4 protein-coding genes are annotated in these 4,096 nt (G+C 54.2%); all 4 read left to right on the forward strand.

The genetic code is table 11. The features are described 5' to 3' along the window. Positions 1-319: autotransporter outer membrane beta-barrel domain-containing protein (locus tag OGW13_RS02685; RefSeq protein ID WP_287115584.1), on the forward strand; the 319-nt coding region annotated here is incomplete at its 5' end. Between the two features lie 169 nt (positions 320-488). Next, entirely contained in the window at positions 489-797 is a 309-nt protein-coding gene (locus OGW13_RS02690) for a DUF1161 domain-containing protein (protein WP_080343316.1), read from the forward strand. A 271-nt stretch (positions 798-1,068) separates the two neighbouring features. After that, positions 1,069-3,504: a selenate/tellurate reductase subunit YnfF gene (gene ynfF / locus OGW13_RS02695; RefSeq protein ID WP_287115585.1), complete on the forward strand. Its 2,436-nt coding sequence runs from the start codon at positions 1,069-1,071 to the stop codon at positions 3,502-3,504. A 10-nt stretch (positions 3,505-3,514) separates the two neighbouring features. Next, positions 3,515-4,096, forward strand: a 582-nt coding sequence (locus OGW13_RS02700; protein WP_287115586.1) for a DMSO/selenate family reductase complex B subunit, incomplete at its 3' end; no start/stop codon positions are given.

The following is a 4,096-nucleotide window of genomic DNA, read 5'->3' on the forward strand; positions in this document are numbered from 1 at the left end:
TAAAACCGACGGCAACCTGCAAACGCGTCTTGGCGTCAAAGCCTACCTGCAAGGCCATAACGCCATGGATGACGGCAAAGGCCGCACCTTCCAGCCGTTCGTGGAAGTCAACTGGATCCACAACACGCAGAATTACAGCGTACAGATGGACGACATCAGCAACGACGTGAAAGGCAGCCGCAATATCGGTGAGCTGAAAGCCGGTGTTGAAGGCCAACTGACGAAGAACGTCACCCTGTGGGGTAACGTTGCCCAACAGATTGGCGATAACGGTTATAAAGATACGCAAGGTATGCTGGGGCTGAAATACAGCTTCTAATCCCTTCCCCCATGGCGACATGGAGATTTATCACAAACCCTGACCTTGTCAGGGTTTGTGTTTTTAGGGAGTAAAGCGATCTTTCAGATTCATCAACAGGTTGGCGGCCATGACAAATGCTTACACTCGCAATGCTATGCTTATTATGAGCATCTCAACAATGGAGCTGATGATGAAATTATCCCGAGGACTACTGACAGGCATTCTGCTGACCGCCTCCCCGCTGGTTTTTGCCGCCCCTGACTCCTGCGAACGCGTCAAGAGTGATATTGAGCAGCGCATCATCAATAACGGCGTGCCGGAGGCCAACTTCACCCTGAGCATTGTGCCAAACGATCAGGCTGACCAACCGGATTCACAGGTTGTCGGACACTGCGCCAACGACACCCATAAAATTCTCTACACCCGAACCAGCAGTGGTAATGCCCCTGCCAGCACCACGCCTTCTCAGGAAGGCGCCAACGCCGAACCCCAGTAATTCCGCCTGTTTTTTCCCCTCCGGCAACGGAGGGTTCCCCTCACTTTGATATGGATTAATAACCCCTACCCATTAAGGGGTAAAATTCATTTCTGTTTAGCATGTCTCTGATATCGATATAGAAAATATTATACAGCGATCTGTTTTGAAGGTGCGGCGTCTGCACAACACCCTCCACACCACGTTGATTAAAACAGAAAAAATGCGAATGGCTGTTCCCCGGACAAGGAAGCAACCAGGCCAGTTTTTGACATTAGCAAAGTGAGCAACCATGAAAATCACCACGCCTGAGGCCCTCATGAAGGCCAATATCAGCCGCCGTAGTCTGGTGAAATCATCCGCTATGGGCAGCCTTGCGCTTGCCAGTAGTGCTTTCACCCTTCCTTTCACCCGTATCGCCCGCGCCGCCGACGGCATGACGCCAGCGCCGGTCGAAGAAAAAGCGGTCTGGAGTTCCTGTACCGTCAACTGCGGAAGTCGCTGCCTGCTGCGTCTGCATGTTAAAGATGACACCGTTTACTGGGTTGAATCTGACACTACCGGCAACGATGAGTACGGAAACCACCAGGTTCGCGCCTGTCTGCGCGGTCGCTCAATACGTCGCCGCATGAACCATCCGGACCGTTTGAAATATCCAATGAAACGTGTTGGTAAACGCGGCGAAGGGAAATTTGAGCGTATCTCCTGGGATGAAGCGCTGGATACCAACGGCGACAACCTGAAGCGGATCCTGAAAGCGTATGGCAATGAGGCGGTTCACGTACTGTACGGCACCGGCGTCGACGGCGGCAACATTACCAACTCCAACGTCCCTTACCGTCTGATGAACTCCTGTGGTGGCTATCTTAGCCGTTATGGCAGTTACAGTACCGCGCAAATCAGCGCCGCCATGAGCTACATGTTTGGCAGTAACGATGGCAACAGCCCGGATGACATTGCCAACACGAAACTGGTGGTGATGTTTGGCAACAACCCAGCGGAAACCCGCATGAGTGGCGGCGGCGTCACTTATTATGTTGAACAGGCTCGCGAACGTTCAAATGCGCGAATGATAGTGATCGATCCACGCTATAACGACACCGCCGCCGGACGTGAAGACGAATGGCTGCCCATCCGCCCCGGTACGGATGGCGCACTGGCGGCTGCGATTGCCTGGGTGCTGATTACGGAAGATCTGGTCGATAAACCGTTCCTCGACAAATATTGCGTCGGCTACGATGAAACCACCCTGCCTGCCGACGCGCCGCGTAACGCGCATTACAAGGCCTATATCCTCGGTGAAGGCCCGGACGGCATTGCCAAAACACCGGAGTGGGCTTCTCATATCACCAGTATTCCGGCGGATAAAATCATTCAACTGGCGCGTGAAATTGGTTCGGCGAAGCCGGCCTATATTTGCCAGGGCTGGGGACCTCAGCGTCACTCCAACGGCGAGCAAACCGCGCGGGCGATCGCCATGCTGTCGGTGCTCACCGGTAACGTCGGTATCAACGGCGGCAACTCAGGCGTCCGTGAAGGCACCTGGGATCTCGGTGTGGAATGGTTTTCGATGCTTGATAACCCGGTGAAAACGCAAATCTCCGTCTTCACCTGGACCGACGCTATCGATCACGGCACCGAAATGACCGCCACACGCGACGGCGTGCGTGGTAAAGACAAGCTGGATGTTCCTATCAAATTCATGTGGTGTTACGCCAGTAATACGCTGATTAACCAGCATGGCAATATCGCCCACACTCATGACGTGCTACAGGACGACAGCAAGTGCGAAATGATTGTCGGCATCGAACATTTCATGACGGCATCGGCGAAGTACTGCGACATTCTGCTGCCGGATTTAATGCCGACCGAGCAGGAAGACCTGATTTCTCACGAATCCGCCGGCAACATGGGCTATGTGATCCTCGGTCAGCCCGCGACTTCAGCGAAGTTTGAAAGAAAACCGATCTACTGGATGCTCAGTGAAATCGCCCGCCGACTCGGCCCGGACGTCTACCAGACATTCACTGAAGGACGCTCGCAGCATGAATGGGTGAAATACCTGCATGCGAAGACCAAAGAACGCAATCCAGAAATGCCGGATTACGAAGAGATGAAGCAAACCGGTATCTTCAAGAAAAAATGCCCGGAAGAACATTACGTCGCCTTCCGCGCCTTCCGTGAAGACTCCACTGCTAACCCGCTGAAAACGCCGTCAGGGAAAATTGAAATTTACTCTGCGCGACTGGCCACTATCGCCAATACCTGGGAACTGAAGCAGGATGAGATAATCCACCCTTTGCCCGCCTATGCACCCGGTTTTGACGGCTGGGACGATCCGATCCGCAAAACGTACCCGCTGCAGCTCACCGGATTCCATTACAAGGCGCGCACTCACTCCAGTTACGGCAACATTGATGTCCTGCAACAAGCTTGCCCACAGGAGATCTGGATTAACCCGATCGATGCCAGCGCGCGTGGGATTCAACACGGCGACACCGTCCGGGTGTTTAACAACAATGGGCAGATGCTGATCCCTGCCAAAGTGACCCCACGCATTCTGCCCGGCGTCACGGCCATCGGTCAGGGGGCGTGGCTCAAAGCCGACATGTTTGGTGATCAAATAGACCACGGCGGCTCCATTAACATCCTGACGTCGCACCGCCCTTCGCCGCTGGCCAAAGGCAATCCTTCGCACAGTAATCTTGTTCAGGTTGAAAAGGTCTAAGGAGTAACCGATGACAACTCAGTATGGATTTTTTATTGATTCCAGCCGTTGCACCGGGTGCAAAACCTGCGAACTGGCCTGCAAGGACTACAAGGATTTAACCCCGGATGTCAGCTTCCGCCGCATTTATGAATATGCGGGCGGAGACTGGCAGGAAGACAACGGCGTCTGGCACCAGAACGTGTTTGCCTATTATCTCTCTATTGCCTGTAACCACTGTGAAGATCCGGCCTGTACCAAGGTCTGTCCGAGCGGGGCGATGCACAAACGGGAAGACGGCTTTGTGGTGGTGGATGAAGATGTCTGCATCGGCTGTCGTTATTGCCATATGGCCTGTCCGTACGGCGCGCCGCAGTACAACGCCGCCAAAGGCCACATGACCAAATGCGACGGCTGTCATGACCGGGTGGCGGAAGGCAAGAAACCGATCTGTGTCGAGTCTTGTCCGCTACGTGCGCTGGATTTCGGTCCTGTTGACGAACTGCGTCAGAAACACGGCGATCTGGCGGCGGTTGCTCCGCTGCCTGGCGCACACTTTACGAAGCCGAGTATTGTGATCAAACCGAATGCCAACAGCCGCCCGACCGGGGAT

Origin of the sequence: Citrobacter sp. Ca225 (genome assembly GCF_030337175.1) — a bacterium.
Classification (GTDB): domain Bacteria; phylum Pseudomonadota; class Gammaproteobacteria; order Enterobacterales; family Enterobacteriaceae; genus Citrobacter_A; species Citrobacter_A amalonaticus.